The following is a 15,779-nucleotide window of genomic DNA, read 5'->3' as shown; positions in this document are numbered from 1 at the left end:
ATGGGCGCATGTCCTGTTCTTCTTTCGCGCGTACGTCATGAGAGGAAGGACATTTGTGATCGCACAAGGCTTGACCAGCGCTCGCGCGAGAGCAGTAGTGCTGCTAGCCGGCTTCGTCCTGCTGCTTATTTGCCTCGGTGCCAGCACGACGCTGGGGGCAACGCGAATTGGCGTGCACGACGCAATCGGGGCAATTACGCAATATGACGACAGCTCTAACGAGCAAATTATCGTGAGGACGACTCGGATTCCGCGTGTGCTTATTTCTGCCGCGATTGGCGCGAGCCTTGCCATTGCAGGGGCACTGATGCAGGCGATTACGGGCAATCCCCTCGCTTCGCCGACGGTGCTTGGCATTAATGCGGGCGCTGCGGCGTTCGTCGTCTTCGCCATCACGGTACTCGGAATCGGCGGGATGAATGCGCTAATATGGATCGCCTTTGGCGGCGCGGCCTTTGGGGCGATAACGGTCTATCTGCTAGGGTCGCTGGGCAGGGATGGCTTATCGCCGCTGCGCATCGTATTGGCAGGCGCCGCCATGACAGCCTTGTTTGCATCTGTGACGCAAGGGCTGCTAGTTATGAATGAGAATGGGCTGAACGATGTGCTGTATTGGCTGACGGGCTCTGTTTCTGGCAAGGATCTCTCGGCTTTGACGGCTGTACTGCCTTATTTGGCGATTAGCTGGGTTGCAGCGCTATTCCTCGGACGGCCGATTAACGTACTGATCATGGGCGAGGATGCGGCAACGGGTCTGGGGCAGCGAACGGCTGCGGTCAAAATCGTAGGCGGGATCGTCATCGTGCTCCTTGCAGGCAGCTCGGTTGCCGTTGCCGGACCGATTGGCTTCGTCGGCATCGTCATTCCGCATCTGTCCCGTTATCTAGGCGGCATCGACTATCGCTGGGTCATTCCCTTCAGCGGCGTGCTGGGCGCCATTCTGCTGCTGTTAGCAGACCTGATTGCAAGATTCATCATTATGCCGCAAGAGCTGCCGGTAGGCATCATGACAGCGATTATCGGCGTGCCGTTCTTCATCGCTATTGCGAGGAGGGAGCGCAAACGATGAATAAATCATACCTGACGATTCGTATTCCTGCGCTTCCTGTATCCGTTCAAATCCATCGCCGAACAGCTAGCATCATTGCATCGCTGACGGCTGCTGTTGTCGTGCTCGCGCTAGTAAGCGCTGGCCTCGGCGATTATCGGATCATGCCAATGGACGTGCTGCGCGCGATACGCGGAACCGGAACGGAGGAGCAGCTGCTTGTGGTGCAAACGCTGCGGCTGCCGCGCATCCTCATCAGCATGCTGGCGGGCGCAGGCTTGGCTGCCGCCGGCACGATTTTGCAATGCGTCGTGCGGAACCCGCTAGCAGCGCCCGATGTGGTAGGCGTAACAGGCGGCGCTTCCGTAGGGGCAGTCTTCTTCATTACGCAGCTGCCAGGCCTATATGATATTCGCTTGCTTCCTATCACTGCAATGGCCGGTGCGCTAATCGCAGCGCTCGTGGTCTATGCGCTTGCTTGGAAAAAAGGCGTCTCTACCGTTCGCCTTGTGCTTGTCGGCATTGGCATCGCATCGGTATTGTCGGCGCTTGTTTCGATGCTGCTCATTATGGCGCCTTCAACCTACTCGGCGTCCTCGGCTTATATTTGGCTGACAGGCACGGTCTACGGGGCGAACTGGGACAATGTCCGAACGCTGCTGCCGTGGATGGTTCCGCTGCTTATTCTTGCATGGCTGGCAGGCGCGCGCGCGCTTAACATTCAACAGCTAGGCGATGATATAGCGGCCGGGGCAGGCAGCGCCGTTCAACGGCAAAGGCTGTGGCTGCTGCTGCTTGCGGTCGGCCTTGCGGGCTCTGCCGTATCGATGGTCGGGACGATCGGCTTTGTCGGCTTGATCGCGCCGCATATGGCAAGGCGTCTTGTAGGCGCTTCCGCAGGCGGACTTATTCCGGCTTCGGCCTTGATTGGCGCCTGCATTCTCATGGGGGCCGACCTGGTCGGGCGCACGTTGTTTTTGCCGCACGACGTGCCAGCAGGCGTATTTACGGCAGCGATAGGCGCGCCGTTCTTTATTTATTTGCTATTTCGAACGCGCAATGCGCGATGACGGGAGGATGAACGAAAGATGAGCATGAGCGTGGGTAAAGGGCCGAGCGTAATAGGCGCAGGTGCAGGTCAACTCGAAACGAATCAGCTGTCGCTCTCTTACGGGGGAGACCGTATCATCGACAGCCTCGATTTGGCCATTCCGCAATCCCGAATCAGCGTGCTGATCGGTCCGAACGGATGCGGCAAATCGACGCTGCTGCGTTCGATGGCGCGGCTGCTGAAGCCGTTGTCTGGCGCAGTACTGCTGGATGGGCACGATATCGCCAAGCAATCGACGAAGGATGTGGCGAAGCGTCTCGCTATTCTTCCGCAAGGGCCGACTGCGCCGGAAGGCTTGACGGTGTATCAACTGGTCAAGCAAGGGCGATATCCGCATCAGAGCTGGCTGAATCAATGGTCGCGCGAGGATGAGCGGATGGTCGGCGAGGCGCTGGCTGCGACGAAGCTGGAGGCGCTGGCGGATCGGCAGGTCGACTCGTTATCGGGCGGCCAGCGGCAGCGTGCGTGGATTGCGATGACGCTGGCGCAGGGAACGAACACGATACTGCTCGACGAGCCAACGACGTATCTGGATATGGCGCATCAGGTTGATGTGCTGGATCTGCTGTTTGAGCTGAACGAAAACAAGGGCAGCACGATCGTGATGGTGCTTCATGACCTGAACTTGGCATGCCGGTATGCGCATCATTTGATTGCCGTCCGGGACAGAGGGATCTATGCGCAAGGGGCGCCTGAAACGATCGTTAGCCAAGCGCTGGTGAAGGATGTGTTCGGCATGGACTGCGAGCTGCTGCCTGATCCGTTCTTTGGCACGCCGTTGTGCGTGCCTCGCGGACGCGGGCGTGTAGCGCATCATGTATGGGGGCGCGAAGAAGCGGCGCCGACCGTGGAGTCCAATTCGGCTTAGCCGAACGAAAGGGGGGCAGGCTGTCCCTTGACCGCAGACAGGTTATTCAGGCAGGGGCTGCACAATTATGCTTGGAATGCCGCAGCGGGACGAGGGCAGCCTCCGCCAGCATGGTACACGGGAATGACAAGTCAGGAAGCCTGATCCATTTTTACGCTTGTGTTGATAATAATAATCATTTACAATAACGAAGAATAAACGATACTGATAATCATTATCACTTAACGAGCATAATGAGAATAATCCTCTTGCGGTCATTAGAGTAAAGGGAGAAAAGGAGTTGAATGGTGGAATGCCGGGAAACGGCTTTTACTTGGAAAGTCAACAACGGAGGGAGTCCAACGCACGCTCCTATCCGCGAAAGCTGCCCGTCGCACTGACTGAAGCAGCAGGGATGAAAGTGAAGGATGCAGATGGCAACTGGTACTTTGATTGTCTCGCAGGTGCTGGCACGCTGGCGCTGGGACACAATCACCCTGTCGTCATCGAAGCGATTCGAGGCGTGCTGGATACGGGACTCCCGCTGCACACGCTGGATCTTACGACACCGGTGAAAGAGCATTTCGTCGACGAATTGTTCGCTTCGCTGCCTCCAGCATTCGCGGCGCGAGCTAAAGTACAGTTTTGCGGCCCTTCGGGCGCTGACGCCGTAGAGGCGGCGCTCAAGCTGGTGAAGACGGCAACCGGCAGACGAACGATGCTGTCGTTCCACGGCGGTTATCATGGGATGACGCACGGCGCACTCGGGCTGACAGGCAATCTTGGTCCCAAAGGGGCCGTTGGCCCGCTGATGAGCGATGTTCATTTTCTGCCTTACCCGTACAGCTACCGCTGCCCGTTCGAGCTTGGAGGCGAGCAAGGCTGGCAGGTAGCTGCGCGATATGCGGAGCGGATGCTGGCTGATCCAGAGAGCGGCATCGTGCAGCCCGCGGGGATGATCATGGAAGCCGTACAAGGCGAGGGCGGCGTCATTCCTTCTCCGGACGGTTGGCTGAAGGAGATGCGTGCCATGACAGCGGCGCGCGGCATCCCGCTCATTATGGACGAGGTTCAAGCGGGAATCGGTCGTACGGGCAAAATGTTCGCGTTCGAGCATGCCGATATCGTACCGGATGTCATCGTGCTATCGAAGGCGATCGGGGGAAGCTTGCCGCTGGCAGTCGTCGTTTACGACGAGTCGCTGGACGTGTGGCAGCCTGGCGCGCATGCGGGAACGTTCCGCGGCAATCAAATGGCGATGGCTGCCGGTGCAGCTACGCTGAAGTTTATTCGCGATAACCGGCTTGAGACGCATGCAGCCGCTATAGGGGAGCGTCTTCAGGAGGCGCTGCGCCGCATCCAAGCAGATGTTTCCTGCATCGGCGAAGTGCGCGGCAAGGGACTGATGATTGGCGTCGAGATCGTCCAATCCGATGCAGAGCCTGATCGCTTAGGCGCTTACCCCGCGCGTCCGGGGCTGGCGCGTGCGATTCAGCAAGCCTGCCTGGCGCGGGGACTGATTTTGGAGCTTGGCGGAAGGCATGGCAGCGTCGTCAGGTTCCTGCCGCCGCTTATCATAACGCCGGAGCAGGCGGATGAGGTTGCTTCGAGGTTCCATGATGCAGTGCGTGCGGCAGAGCTTGCGTGCAGCGGCGTGCGGGAAGAGGTGCGGGCATGACGGTTGGGGCGGACGTTCAGGAGCAAACTGTGGAGCAGCGGAGAGCGTCGGCAGGCGAGTTGTTCGGGGACTTGTTCCTCGGACCGGAGCTCGCGAGCCAGGATGCCTATCGGAGTATGATCAATACGGCGACCGAGGTGCTGATTCGCGAGTTCGCCGCTTCGGCTAAGCCATACAGCGGGGCGGCTCCAGAGTCGCTGCTGGCTGCGTTAGAACGGCAGCCGGTATGTCCCGAGGAGCCGTCCGAAACGATGTCCGAGCTGCTGAACCGACTCGGTGCGGATATGCTGCGGCATTCGGCCGTGGTGACGCATCCCGCATGCGTCGCGCATCTGCACTGTCCGCCGCTTATGGCCTCTCTGGCAGCAGAAGCGTGGATTGCGGCTTCGAACCAATCGATGGATTCATGGGACCAGAGCATGGCAGGGACGATGCTGGAAGAGCATGTGATGGCATGGCTCTGCGGACTGTACGGGCTGGCGGAAACTGGCGATGGCGTCTTCACGAGCGGCGGCACGCAGTCGAACCTGATGGGATTGCTGCTGGCGCGCAACCACTATGCTGCGGTCCGCTGGAATTGGAATGTTCAGCAGCGAGGATTGCCGGCAGCCAGCTGCCGCCTTCGCATTCTTTGCTCGGAGGAAGCGCATTTTACCGTGAAGCAATCGGCGGCGCTGCTCGGTTTAGGGGAGCAGGCGGTCGTAACGATCAAGACTGATTCTCGCCATCGGATGCGCAAGGATGATTTGCTGCTGAAGCTGAAGGAACTGAAGGGGAGCGGCTTGCTCCCGTTCGCGCTTGTCGCGACGGCGGGCACGACGGACTTCGGCGCAATCGATCCGCTGGAAGAGCTGGCTGCAATAGCGCGGCAGAACGGCATGTGGTTCCACGTTGATGCAGCATACGGCGGAGCTCTGGCGATGAGCGAATCGCAGCGGGCAAGGCTTCGGGGAATCGAGGAAGCGGATTCTGTAACCGTCGATTTTCATAAGGGGTTCTATCAGCCGATTAGCTGCGGCGCTTTCCTTGTCCGAGACAAGGAAACGTTCCAATCGATCCGCATGAGCGCCGATTATTTGAATCCCGAATCGGACGAGGAGGCAGGCGTGCCGAATCTGGTCGTGAAGTCGATCCAAACGACGCGCCGGTTCGATGCGCTGAAGCTGTATCTGTCGCTTCAGCATGTCGGCGGCCGCAAGTTCGGCGAGATGGTGGACCATACGGTTCGATTGGCCCAAGATACGGCTGTGCTGATCAAAGCGGAACCGAGGCTCGCGCTGCTTGCCGAGCCGGAACTGGGAACGGTTGTGTTCCGTTACATGCCGGTTAGCCGGGAGCTGAATGATGACAATTCGCTGCATTGGGCGGATGAGCTGAATGCGCGCATTCGGGACCGGCTGCTTGCCGACGGTTGGGCGGTACTGGCCCGCACGAGAGTATGGGGACGGCAATGCTTGAAGATGACGCTGCTAAATCCGCTGACGGAGTCAGCGCATACGGCAATTATTATACGAAAAATTGTAGAGGCGGGGCTCGCGCTGGAGACGGAGCAACAAGCGGGATAATTTCCGGCAGCGCGGATCGTTTTTTTGAATCGATTGGGAGGAACGGACTTTCATGGTAATGACGACAAGCAAAGCAAGAGCTATTGCAAATGAAGCGGCCTTGCAAGGGCTGATGAACTGTTATTTGCGCGAGACGGGCGCTGGCGAATGGCTGAAGGCCGGGGAAGCGCCGAGCGGGCTGACCTCCGGCGGGCGTAAAGCGGCGGAAGCGATTCAAGGGCCGGATGGGCTGGTTGTCTGCTCCCTGCCAGAGCAAGGCGCTGTTCTGCTAATTGGCGTCAACTATCGTTCGGCTACGGGGCGGCATCTGTTCCGGTTCCCGATGGTGATCCAGTACGGCGGGGCCGCAGATCGGGTTGTAGAGGCTGATTACTTGACGGTTGCGGCGTTGCTGACCAAAGAGTTGACGCTTGCTGCCGAACAGGCGGCGAAGCAAGCAGGGCGGTCGTCGGGGACAGCTGTGCGCGAGGGTTCAGCTCCTGGCGCAGGCTCGGAGGAGCTGATGCTTCGCATCATTCAGAGCACGGCGAACGTTGCGCAGTTCGTTGAAGCGCGTGCCGTCGATGCGGATGCGCTCTATGCGTTCGACTCGAGCTTTATCAAGCAGGAGCAGGCGCTAGTGTTCGGCCACCTGCTCCATCCTACGCCGAAGAGCCGGCAAGGCGTGCCGGAAGAGCGCCAAGCGGATTATTCGCCAGAGCTCAAGGGCGAGTTCCAGCTGCACTACTATCGTGCGCATCGTTCGATCGTCGTGGAGGATTCCTCGGTAGAGGCTAGCGCGACGGAGCTCGTGAAGCAGGAGCTGCGCGAGGATGCAAGCGTACCGGCTGAATGGAAGGCTGCGTATGCTGCGGCTGATGAAGAATGGTCGCTCCTTCCGGTCCATCCGCTGCAAGCGAACTGGCTGAAGGACCGCTCTTATGTGCAAGAAGCGATCCGTGCCGGATTGCTGTACGATTTGGGACCGCAAGGGCGCGCCTATGCGGCGACTTCCTCGCTGCGAACGGTTTATCATCCGGAGTCGCGATTCATGTATAAATGCTCCGTGCCTGTTAAAGTAACGAATTCGCTGCGCGTTAACTTGTATAAAGAGCTGGAACGCGGCGTTGAGGTAAGCCGCCTGCTGGAAACGCCGATCGGCGACGTTCGCGCGCAATATGAAGGCTTCGGCATCGTGACCGATCCTGCATTCATTACGCTGCGATTGGGCGGGGCGGAAGGCATTCGCGAGACCGGCTTCGAGCTGGTGCTGCGCGATAACCTGTTCCGTGCCGGCGACGGCGCTGAGGAGGCGACGCCAGTCGCATCGCTCGTACAGGACGCGCTGCCAGGGTACAAGTCGCGCCTTGGCGTCATTATCGAGGAGCTGGCGCAGCGCGAAGGCCGCACGACGGCGGATGTAAGCGCCGACTGGTTCGACCGGTATTTGGAGCTGTCGCTGAAGCCGATGGTCTCGCTCTATATGCAGTGGGGCATTGCACTGGAAGCGCATCAGCAGAACAGCGTAGTCAGCCTGGCTGACGGTTATCCGGCGAAGTTCCACTATCGGGACAATCAAGGGTATTACTTCTGCAAATCGACGGAATCGCTGCTGAATGCTCAGCTGCCAGGCATCGGGGAGCGGAGCGAAACGGTATGCGAGGACGCGATTGCGGATGAGCGGTTCCGCTATTATTTGATTTTCAATCATATGTTCGGGCTTATTAACGGGTTTGGCACAGCGGGCCTCATCGATGAGCGGGTGCTGCTGGGCAAGCTGCGGGCCGCGCTGGCAGCATTCCTGCCGGTTAACCGCGAGCCGTCTGTTTTCCTGCATTCGCTGCTGAATGAACGGACGCTGCCGTGCAAAGCTAACCTACTTACCCGTCTGCATGATATGGATGAGCTGGTGGGCTCGCTCGATACGCAATCGGTCTATGTGCAAGTACCGAATCCGCTTGTGGAGGAGGTGACGGAGCATGGCGTCAACGCAAACGGAGCACAATCGGCCGCAGCTGTCCGGTAACGGATTGGGCGGCGCTACCTACGAGAGCTACCATGCAGGCATTGGGCGGATGATCGGATTCCGCCCCGTGTCCATGGAGCTGGACTTTGATCGGCTGCTTCGCTGGCAGCATGAACCGCATGTTATTCCCTTCTGGAAGCTGAATATTTCGGAGCAGGCTTATCGGGACCATTTGACAGCGTTTCTGGCGGATGATCATCAGACGCTTTATATCGGACTGCTCGATGGCGAGCCGATGAGCTACTTTGAAGCCTATTGGGCGAATCGGGATATTATCGGCCGCTACTACGAGCCGCATCCGGAGGACCAAGGCATTCATCTGTTGATCGGCGAGCCTTCCTATCTTGGACGCGGCTATGCGGCCCCGCTGCTGCAGACGATGATGCGCATGCTGCTGCAGCATGGCGGCACCGAGAAGCTGGTTGCAGAGCCGGATGTGCGCAACGATAAAATGATTCACATTTTCAGCCGCTGCGGCTTTGAATGGTCACAGGATGTCGAGCTGCCGGATAAGACGGGCGCTTTGATGTTCGCGAGCCGCGAACGGTTGATGGGGGGCGGATATCTTGACTAACCGAATTCATGATGTCATTGGCGTCGGCATCGGCCCGTTCAATCTTAGCTTGGCGGCACTGCTCGAAGCGGCGCCGGAGGTGGACGCGGTCTTCTTCGACCGGAAGCCGTCGTTCGAATGGCATGCTGGCATGCTCATCGAAGGCACGACGCTGCAGGTGCCGTTCTTCGCTGACTTGGTGACGATGGCGGACCCGACGCATCGGCTTAGTTATTTGAACTATTTGCATGAGCAGGGACGGCTGTATCACTTCTACTTCCTGGAGAAGTTTCACATCCCTCGCCGCGAATACAACGATTACTGCCGATGGGCGGCGGAGCAGCTGTCGTCCTGCCGATTCGGTACGGATGTCGTCGCGATTCGACAGGAAGAAGGACCTGATGGTGCGCTGTATGCCGTTGAGACGCGTGACGCAGCTAGCGGCGCAGTGGCCGTCCATTATGCGCGTGACCTCGTGCTTGGCGTCGGAAGCGTGCCGAATGTGCTGCCGCAGTTTAGAGGGCTGCCTACAGAGGACGTGTTCCATTCGGCTTCCTTCATGGATCGGCTGCCGCGGTGCCGTGAAGCGAAATCCATTACAGTCATTGGCTCGGGCCAGAGCGCGGCTGAAGTGTTCCTGAAGCTGCTTGGCGAACAGGGCGAGCATGGCTATCGGTTGGATTGGCTGACGCGTTCGTCCGGCTTCTTCCCGATGGAATATTCGAAGCTGGGGCTGGAGCACTTCTCCCCGGACTATACCGAATACTTCTATGGGCTGCCGCAGGCGACCAAGGATAAGGTGCGAAGCAAGCAGCATTTGCTGTATAAGGGGATCAGCGCAACGACGATCGGCGACATCTATGATGCGTTGTACGACGCTAGCGTTGGCGGACAAAAACCGCCGGTGCGGCTGCTTGCGCATGCGGATGTCGTCGAGATCGCGCCGCAGGGCGATGGAGATGGCTATCGACTGAACGTCCGCCATGTGGAGCAGCAAGCCGCATTCGAGCGGCAAGCGGATGTTGTGATTATGGCTACCGGCTATGATCATCCGCTGCCCGCATGCATTGAACCGCTTAGCGGGCTCATCCAGTATGACGAGCAGGGGCGTTTGCTGATCGATCAGGATTATCGCGTAAAGCTGGCGGAGAATGCCGGAGGCCGGATTTTTGTCCAAAATGGCGAGCTCCACACGCATGGCATCGGTGCGCCGGACCTTGGATTGGGCGCGCATCGCAGCAGCTTGATCGTGAACGGATTGGCTGGCCGCGAGGTGTACAAGACGCGTGAGCGCAACGTATTCCAGCAGTTCGGCGTGCAAGGCGAATAGGACGCAAACGAAAAACGGTGGGACGAGGGGGAATCGGGTGATGAAGGCGCAGCCGTTCGACATGCAGCTGGCGGAAGCGATTCAGTCGGATGTATACGTTCAAGTAAGGCGGCGGGTGTTCCGGCAGCTGATCGAGTCGATGCTGTACGAGCGGATTGTTTCTGCGGAAACGGTTCAGCTCGGCAAGGAAACGCTGTTTTTGATTCATGGCCGCGACAAGGATGGCGTACCGATTACATACAACGTCAAGGGCGGCAAACGATTGTCGTTCGGGCGGATTCGATTAAGCGATTCGCCGCCGCTCCGCATCGCGAAGGAAGGCCGCCGGGAGGCGGATGATTATCGAATGTTTCTCCAAGAGGTGCTTGGCGCGGACGCAGCGGACAAAAGCAAGCGGAATGCGTTCGTCAAGGAGCTGGAGGCAACGCTGGCCAATGACGCGATTGCGCAGCGGTATCGGCGGGAGACGGGGCTAAGCCTGACTGCCGCATCCAGCTTTGGCGAGCTTGAGACGGCGGCGATGGACGGGCATCCGTATCACCCGTGCTACAAGTCGCGAATTGGCTTTACGCTGACCGATCAAGCGGCTTTCGGTCCGGAATTCGCGCCAGAGGTTCGGCCGGTATGGCTGGCGATTCGCCAATCCGATGCGGCGATGGCAATCGAGAAGGGACGCTCTTTCGAATCGCTTTGGAAGCAGGAGCTGGGTCAAGCGCAGTATGACCGGTTTATGTCGGCTTTAGCGAAGGAATCAGCTGCAGTCGAGGAAACGCCTGTGCAGTGGGCGCTGCTTCCGGTCCATCCGTGGCAATGGCGCAACCTCGCATTCCAGCTGTCCCCGGCGATTCGCGATGGGGAGATTGTGCCGTTGGGCCAATCGGACGATGCTTATCGCCCGCAGCAGTCCATTCGCACGATGTCCAATGCTACCACGCCAGCCAAGTCGTCAATCAAGCTGGCGATGAGCCTGTTGAATACGTCGTCGTATCGGCATATCGAGCCGCATGATGCTGTTGCTGCTCCATACGTTTCCGCTTGGCTCAAGCAGGTAGTAAGCAGCGACGCATATCTCATGGAATCCGGCACGATTCTGTTGGCGGAGTACGCGGCGGTTGCTTACGATCCGTCGTCCGCGCAAGCGGGCGCCGGTTCTTCGGAAGCCAGAGTAGAAGTCAGGCTGGGAGCGGCTGCCACTGCATTGAAGGTTGGCGATGAAGGCGCATTGAGCTGTATTTGGCGGGAAAGTCTAGAGCCTCATCTGAAATCTGGCGAGCGGGCTGTGCCCTTCCATGCATTGAGCGCGATCGATATCGACGGTACGCCGTTCATCGAGCCGTGGCTGCAGCAGTACGGGATTGAAAAATGGCTGTCGCAGCTGTTCGAGGCTGCTGTCATGCCTGTCGTGCATCTGCTCGGCGCGCATGGCATTGCGCTGGAATCGCATGCCCAGAACATGGCGCTCGTCCATCGCGACGGCAGGCCGGTACGGGCAGCGCTTAAAGATTTTCACGAGGATGCCATGTACTATCGTCCCTTCCTAAGCAAGGAAGCCGCGGCATCATGCCCGGATTTCACGCAGGCGCATCGCAAATTCCATGATCCGCGCCAAGGAAGAGAATGCGAATCGCTCGCTCCGCTGCGCTATATGCTGCTCGGCGCGCTGTATTGCATTAATTTGGCGGAGCTTGCGATGATGCTTGCCGACCGCTATCGGTTCGAAGAGCGCCGATTCTGGACGCTGGCGGCAGAAGCGATTGAAACGCATCTGCAGCGTTACCCTCAGCTGAGGGAGCGATTCGACCAGCTCGACCTATTCGGCCCGACGACAAAATTGGAGCAGCTGACGAGGAAACGGCTCGTTAAGCTGGCGGAAGGCGCTCCAGCCGGATCGTTCATGCACGAAGTATCGAATCCGCTGCATCTCGTCTCGGCACAGAAGGAGTTATCCATATGATTACAATAAACCGGGAGCCTGTTCAAGTAGGCTCGTTCGAAGCCCGCTTGGCGCTGCTGCGCAAGTCGAACGCGCTTCGCGCGTGCGCTGGCAAACGCCTAGCGATTTGCTTGCAAGATCCGATCGACATGATCGGGGCGGTGCTCATTGTGAAGGAGCAGGGGGCATCTGCGCTGCTGCTGCATGCGGAGACGCCGGAGGCGACCGCGAGGCAGCGAGCGATCGATGCTGGCTGTGAAGTGCTGCTTTATGGAAGCGCGGACGGTTACATCAGCCTTGCCGAGCAGGTGTCGGGCAACTGGTCCGAAGCTGCTGGCAAGCTGGCGAATGGCTGGGAGCGCGGGCCTGTGTCCGCTGAGCCGTCGCTGCTTCAATTCAGCTCAGGCACGACGGGTGCGCCAAAGCTCATCCAGCGGGCATGGGAAGAGGTCGATGCCGAGGTTAAGGCGTATAACGAATCGTTGGGAGAAGCTGCGAATGCTTCGCCTATCGTATTAGCGCCTGTCTCGCATGCTTACGGGCTGATTAGCGGCGTATTGTCGGCATTCGCGCGCGGCAAGGCTCCAATCGTCGTAACTGCGACCAATCCGAAGCTGACGCTGGGCATTATTCGCGACACGCCGGAGCATCTCGTGTATGGCGTGCCGCTGCTGCTGCATGTGATCTCCTCGCTGGCGCCGCAAGACTTCCGATTCCATCGGCTGATGAGCTCCGGCGCGCCGATGACTGGCGCGCTGCTGGAGCGGCTTTCGAGCGTTTCGGCTGCTGTTATGCAACAGTATGGCTGCTCGGAAGCGGGATGCATCTCGCTGGCTGCGCAGATGCAGCATTGCGGCGACCTCGGGTTGCCGCTGTCGCATATGACGGTGACGGCAGGCCGCGGCCAAGCTGCGGCGGAAGAGCTGTTCGTAGAGGTGGCCGGCACTGGCCGCCGCATCGCAACAGGCGATCTCGGCTATGCCGATGAGCAGGGAAGGCTGCATTTTATGTCCCGGCTGGATGATGTCATTAACGTAGGCGGATTAAACGTATTTCCACTTGAAGTGGAGGAGCGGCTGGTCGAGTGCAATGGCGTGAAGGAAGCGGTAGTCTTCCGCGGCCGCCATCCGATCATGGGGGAACGGGCATTGGCGCTCGTGACGATTGATGCTGCCGAGCAGGATCGGTTAACGCCTAGCGACATTCGGGCATGGTGCGCGGAAGGGCTCCCTCCTTATAAAGTGCCGTCAGAAATACGGATTGTGGACGCGATTCCACGCAATGCAACAGGCAAAGTAAGCCGTGCGATGCTGGCAAGGGAACAAGAAAGCGAGGCTTAACATAGATGGAACGGATCGTGGTGTTACAGCAAGTAGAGAGGCTCCTGCGCGACAAGCTGCAGCTGCAGCTGGCAGGTGCGCTGGAGGAATCGCTCCGGCTGAATGAGGATCTGCGCATCGATTCCATTATGATGCTGCAGTTGATCGTATTGCTTGAGCGTGAGCTCGCGCTGCGGGTGCCGGAGCAAGAGGTCGATGCGCGCGCATTTGCGACAGTAGGCTCGCTGCTTGATTTCATCGAGCGGCTGGAGCCGTTGGACGGAGGCGCCGCATGATTAAGGTACATTGCCTCGTCAGCTGCTTCTGCGAAATCATTAAGCGGCGTGCGGGCGGACGCGCCGATCATCGCCCGTTTTATTTTGGCGTGTGGGACTCTGATTTTGATGTCACGGAGGAAGGGCGCATCACGTACTATTCGGCGCGCACTGACCATGACCATTTTGTCGATTGGTATCGGGCGTTCTTCGGGGTCGGCATTCGAGAGTGGTACGATTTCACCCGGAATGCGGAGCATAACTGGCAGCTGCTGCTGAACCTGCTGGACAACAAGACGGAGGACCAATATGTCGTCGTCCAGATTGATATGTCGATGCTGCCGGAGCGTGAAAACAAGTTCGCAGCGAAGCCGTTTCCGCATTTCCTGATGCTGTCGAAGACGGACAATGAGGACGAATGGTTTATGTTCGATCCGGATTTCCGGTGGGAGGGCAATCTGCCTAAGGAACGGATTAAGGAAGCGTTCCTGCACAATGAATATGGCGGCGGGTATGTGATCGATGCGGGACGCATCGAAAATCCATCGCCTGATGTGATTGCGGGCTTGTACGAAGCGACGATGCGCAAGGATGAGAATGAGCTTGTCTCGCGCCTGCGGGACATCGTCGTGAGCATGGCGGAGGGGCGCGGCGGGCGCACGCTCGATACGCTGCTGTCTGCTGTTCAGCAGTTGAATATTCTCGTTATCCGAAAATACAGCTACGATTACGCGCTAATGTTCTTCCGCGATCGGCTGGGCTTGTCCGAAGACAATTACGAGCGGTGGTGCCAAGAGATTCGCGATCTCGTGCAGGCTTTCCACACGGTGCAATATATGTGCGTAAAGCTGTCGATGACGAAGGATCTGGCGCTGCTGCCGGACATTCTCGGGCATTTGGACCGGGCGGATGCAATCGAGTTCTCGATTAAGAGCGAGATCGACCGGCAGTACCGGATGTGGAAGCAGGCGGAATTGGCGCCCGGCGAACGGATTCGGACCGTTGTCGGGCAGGCGTAAGCAGCCGAGCATCGAAGAGTCGAAGAGCCGAAGGAGGCAGCTGGCATGAAAATAAGCTTGTGCACGATTTCGTTCCGCCACTCGCTCGTCTCGTTCGCAACGATCGTGCGATTCGCGCTGCGCGAACGATTCGACGGCATTGAGCTGTGGGGCGCACACGCCGAGTGGCTGGCTACGGCTGAGGAACGCGAAGCGACGAAGGAGCAGCTGCGGCTCATGCATGGGCATGGCCTGCGGATTGCGATGATTAGCGATTACTTCGACATCGCCACGGAGGAGCGCTTCGCAGCAACGCAGGCGAAAGCGCATCGGCTGGCGGCGCTCGCGCGCTGGTATGGCACGACGCGCCTGCGTACGTTCGCTGGCCCTCTGCCAAGCTGCAAGGTTTCGCCCGACATGCGGCGGGAGTACGTGAAGCGGCTTCGGGCGCTTAGCGATATTTGCGCGCAGTATGGCGTTACGCTGCTCGCCGAGACGCATCCTGGCACGTTGTCGGATGATCTTGCTTCAGCTCGCACGCTCATCGATGAGGTCGGGCATGGCGCATTCGGCATCAACCTCGATTTCCTGCATCTGTGGGAGGCGGGCGATGACGTTCTTGCCGCGTATGCGGAGCTGCAGCCATGGGTGCATCATTTTCATCTCAAAAATGTATCGTCCGCTGACCGTCTCTACGTGTTCGAGCCTGCTCAGGTGTACGCGTCGGGAAGCGATCGAACCGGCATGGTTCCATTGTCTGACGGAGCGCTTGACTTCCGGCCTATCATCGCCGCGATCGGCGATAGCGAGCTTTACAGCTCGCTGGAATGGTTCGGCGCGCAGCCGTTCGAGACGCTGGCGGCGGACGCTGCATGGCTCCGCCAGTTAACGGTCGACGGCGATGGCAACGGCGATCAGTCGAGTACGAATGAAGGGCGATTGCAGCCCGCGTCGGTTTCTGAATAAGCGATAAGCAATTGCATATGCATGTGCAATTTGCGAGGACTGAGAAGAGGCATCATAAATAGCGGCTTTGGCGCTATCCGTCCGTTGGCGGAGTAGGCGTCGAAGCCGCTCGTTGTTTCGTTCGGATTCAGGCAAGGTTGTCGCGTACACC

At 58.8% G+C, this 15,779-nt stretch carries 13 protein-coding genes; all 13 read left to right on the top strand.

What is annotated here, in order from left to right:
• Positions 1-55 precede the first annotated feature (55 nt).
• The 13 genes from PAECUDRAFT_RS13810 to PAECUDRAFT_RS13750 all read left to right on the top strand — a co-directional run bounded on the left by PAECUDRAFT_RS13810 (position 56) and on the right by PAECUDRAFT_RS13750 (position 15,628).
• A complete protein-coding gene (locus PAECUDRAFT_RS13810; protein ID WP_006038716.1) occupies positions 56-1,069 on the top strand; it encodes a FecCD family ABC transporter permease in 1,014 nt (337 codons plus the stop codon).
• Positions 1,066-2,118 (top strand): FecCD family ABC transporter permease, encoded by a 1,053-nt coding sequence (locus PAECUDRAFT_RS13805; protein WP_006038715.1) that lies wholly within the window; start codon positions 1,066-1,068, stop codon positions 2,116-2,118. The genes PAECUDRAFT_RS13810 and PAECUDRAFT_RS13805 overlap by 4 nt, the downstream gene beginning before the upstream one ends.
• Before the next feature lie 18 nt (positions 2,119-2,136).
• On the top strand, positions 2,137-3,027 hold the full coding sequence (locus PAECUDRAFT_RS13800; RefSeq protein WP_006038714.1) for an ABC transporter ATP-binding protein: 891 nt from the start codon (positions 2,137-2,139) through the stop codon (positions 3,025-3,027).
• Positions 3,028-3,319: 292 nt separating this feature from the next.
• The gene (locus PAECUDRAFT_RS13795) at positions 3,320-4,684 is read left to right on the top strand and encodes an aspartate aminotransferase family protein (protein WP_006038713.1); all 1,365 of its coding nucleotides are present in this window, start codon (positions 3,320-3,322) and stop codon (positions 4,682-4,684) included.
• Positions 4,681-6,249, top strand: a complete 1,569-nt coding sequence (locus PAECUDRAFT_RS13790) for a pyridoxal phosphate-dependent decarboxylase family protein (protein WP_006038712.1) — start codon at positions 4,681-4,683, stop codon at positions 6,247-6,249. Before PAECUDRAFT_RS13795 ends, PAECUDRAFT_RS13790 begins: the two co-directional genes overlap by 4 nt.
• 52 nt (positions 6,250-6,301) lie before the next feature.
• On the top strand, positions 6,302-8,254 hold the full coding sequence (locus tag PAECUDRAFT_RS13785) for an IucA/IucC family protein (protein ID WP_006038711.1): 1,953 nt from the start codon (positions 6,302-6,304) through the stop codon (positions 8,252-8,254).
• Positions 8,208-8,828, top strand: a complete 621-nt coding sequence (locus tag PAECUDRAFT_RS13780; protein ID WP_006038710.1) for a GNAT family N-acetyltransferase — start codon at positions 8,208-8,210, stop codon at positions 8,826-8,828. Before PAECUDRAFT_RS13785 ends, PAECUDRAFT_RS13780 begins: the two co-directional genes overlap by 47 nt.
• Positions 8,821-10,137, top strand: a complete 1,317-nt coding sequence (locus tag PAECUDRAFT_RS13775) for a lysine N(6)-hydroxylase/L-ornithine N(5)-oxygenase family protein (protein WP_006038709.1) — start codon at positions 8,821-8,823, stop codon at positions 10,135-10,137. The genes PAECUDRAFT_RS13780 and PAECUDRAFT_RS13775 overlap by 8 nt, the downstream gene beginning before the upstream one ends.
• Before the next feature lie 40 nt (positions 10,138-10,177).
• Positions 10,178-12,091, top strand: a complete 1,914-nt coding sequence (locus PAECUDRAFT_RS13770) for an IucA/IucC family protein (RefSeq protein ID WP_006038708.1) — start codon at positions 10,178-10,180, stop codon at positions 12,089-12,091.
• Entirely contained in the window at positions 12,088-13,410 is a 1,323-nt protein-coding gene (locus PAECUDRAFT_RS13765; protein WP_006038707.1) for an AMP-binding protein, read from the top strand. Before PAECUDRAFT_RS13770 ends, PAECUDRAFT_RS13765 begins: the two co-directional genes overlap by 4 nt.
• 5 nt (positions 13,411-13,415) lie before the next feature.
• Positions 13,416-13,685: a petrobactin biosynthesis protein AsbD gene (gene asbD / locus PAECUDRAFT_RS13760; RefSeq protein WP_006038706.1), complete on the top strand. Its 270-nt coding sequence runs from the start codon at positions 13,416-13,418 to the stop codon at positions 13,683-13,685.
• A complete protein-coding gene (locus tag PAECUDRAFT_RS13755; protein ID WP_006038705.1) occupies positions 13,682-14,683 on the top strand; it encodes a DUF6005 family protein in 1,002 nt (333 codons plus the stop codon). Before asbD ends, PAECUDRAFT_RS13755 begins: the two co-directional genes overlap by 4 nt.
• Before the next feature lie 45 nt (positions 14,684-14,728).
• Entirely contained in the window at positions 14,729-15,628 is a 900-nt protein-coding gene (locus PAECUDRAFT_RS13750) for a sugar phosphate isomerase/epimerase family protein (protein ID WP_006038704.1), read from the top strand.
• Positions 15,629-15,779 lie beyond the last annotated feature (151 nt).

It is taken from the genome of Paenibacillus curdlanolyticus YK9, from assembly GCF_000179615.1.
Lineage (GTDB): Bacteria > Bacillota > Bacilli > Paenibacillales > Paenibacillaceae > Paenibacillus_T > Paenibacillus_T curdlanolyticus.
Note: the sequence above shows the minus strand (reverse complement) of the source record. Positions and strands in the feature narration are given on the sequence as shown.

Coding starts and splice junctions, on each gene's coding strand:
- PAECUDRAFT_RS13805 (WP_006038715.1), top strand. CDS start 1,066: ATGAATAAATCATACCTGACGATTCGTATTCCTGCGCTTCCTGTATCC.
- PAECUDRAFT_RS13800 (WP_006038714.1), top strand. CDS start 2,137: ATGAGCATGAGCGTGGGTAAAGGGCCGAGCGTAATAGGCGCAGGTGCA.
- PAECUDRAFT_RS13795 (WP_006038713.1), top strand. CDS start 3,320: ATGCCGGGAAACGGCTTTTACTTGGAAAGTCAACAACGGAGGGAGTCC.
- PAECUDRAFT_RS13790 (WP_006038712.1), top strand. CDS start 4,681: ATGACGGTTGGGGCGGACGTTCAGGAGCAAACTGTGGAGCAGCGGAGA.
- PAECUDRAFT_RS13785 (WP_006038711.1), top strand. CDS start 6,302: ATGGTAATGACGACAAGCAAAGCAAGAGCTATTGCAAATGAAGCGGCC.
- PAECUDRAFT_RS13780 (WP_006038710.1), top strand. CDS start 8,208: ATGGCGTCAACGCAAACGGAGCACAATCGGCCGCAGCTGTCCGGTAAC.
- PAECUDRAFT_RS13770 (WP_006038708.1), top strand. CDS start 10,178: ATGAAGGCGCAGCCGTTCGACATGCAGCTGGCGGAAGCGATTCAGTCG.
- PAECUDRAFT_RS13765 (WP_006038707.1), top strand. CDS start 12,088: ATGATTACAATAAACCGGGAGCCTGTTCAAGTAGGCTCGTTCGAAGCC.
- asbD (WP_006038706.1), top strand. CDS start 13,416: ATGGAACGGATCGTGGTGTTACAGCAAGTAGAGAGGCTCCTGCGCGAC.
- PAECUDRAFT_RS13755 (WP_006038705.1), top strand. CDS start 13,682: ATGATTAAGGTACATTGCCTCGTCAGCTGCTTCTGCGAAATCATTAAG.
- PAECUDRAFT_RS13750 (WP_006038704.1), top strand. CDS start 14,729: ATGAAAATAAGCTTGTGCACGATTTCGTTCCGCCACTCGCTCGTCTCG.